At 42.5% G+C, this 957-nt stretch carries 1 protein-coding gene; it reads right to left on the minus strand.

Annotation, left to right across the window (positions count from 1 at the left end):
• Positions 1-336 precede the first annotated feature (336 nt).
• On the minus strand, positions 337-681 hold the full coding sequence (locus tag ACFSMW_RS08475; RefSeq protein WP_390354741.1) for a hypothetical protein: 345 nt from the start codon (positions 679-681) through the stop codon (positions 337-339).
• Positions 682-957 lie beyond the last annotated feature (276 nt).

Raw genomic sequence — 957 nt, forward strand, 5'->3', positions numbered from 1 at the left:
AATGTTCCCAAAAGCGTCCAACCAACGCAGTGTTTTTCCGGACCGGCTCGAGATCTGATTTCACCTTCGATGGGTGCATGCTACGCGTAGATAGCCTGAAAGGTTAACCATAAGTCATGGTCAATAATTAACAGAATGGTTATCCATCTGTATCGATACTTCCTTCTAGCTTTCAAAAGTTGAGCTTATCATCATAAAAGAAAAGGGATCATTTATCTGGTGATGTTGGTCGCAGGGGCTGTTTTTTCCCTGATCAAATTGTATGATGTATCTTCTGCGCTTGCTGCAGTAACCTGCTCGTATACATGGCTTTCGGGGTATACACAATCATTTACATCAACATGAAAAAATGAAGAGGGTGAGACAAAACCCTGGGAAATGTAAAAAAGTTGAGCGGTACCATCTTGACATGGAACCGCCCAACTTTTTTTTATCTGGCTTAGTAATTTCGTTGATTTGCACGCCAGGCGCCCCGACAAGGGGTGTGCAAGCGTTGGCCGCAAAGGCCGTATGTAGCTTGCCTTCCCTCATGCACTTTCTAAGAAAATCACTTCCTGCGGGGTCTTCAGACCGTGCTGGGACTGCGATTACGCGTCCCATCGAAAACCATTGTTCCCGCAGGACAAGGAACGCTTCGGCAGCATTCACATCGCACGCAGAAAAAGCGAATTTCTTTTTCAAGGAGTCAGCCGCCTTTCGCTCCAATCAACTAGATGTGAAATGGCACTTTATAGCTGTTTTTGGATAGTTCTGTCCCATCCTCTTTCCTACGATTAGTCAACTCAAAAGTTCATAAAAAGAAGATAAATTATTTCACTTATTTTTGTGCATGCGAAATAAACCTCAGGAATCCATTTTTTAAAACTGAGAATTATGTTATAGTATAATCATTATCAGTCGTCCATAGAGACTACGTACGAGTAATCGTACCCTGTATTGTTCCTGATCATAGAATAA

The organism is Tigheibacillus halophilus, assembly GCF_042683165.1.
GTDB classification, from domain to species: Bacteria; Bacillota; Bacilli; order Bacillales; family Amphibacillaceae; genus Tigheibacillus; species Tigheibacillus halophilus.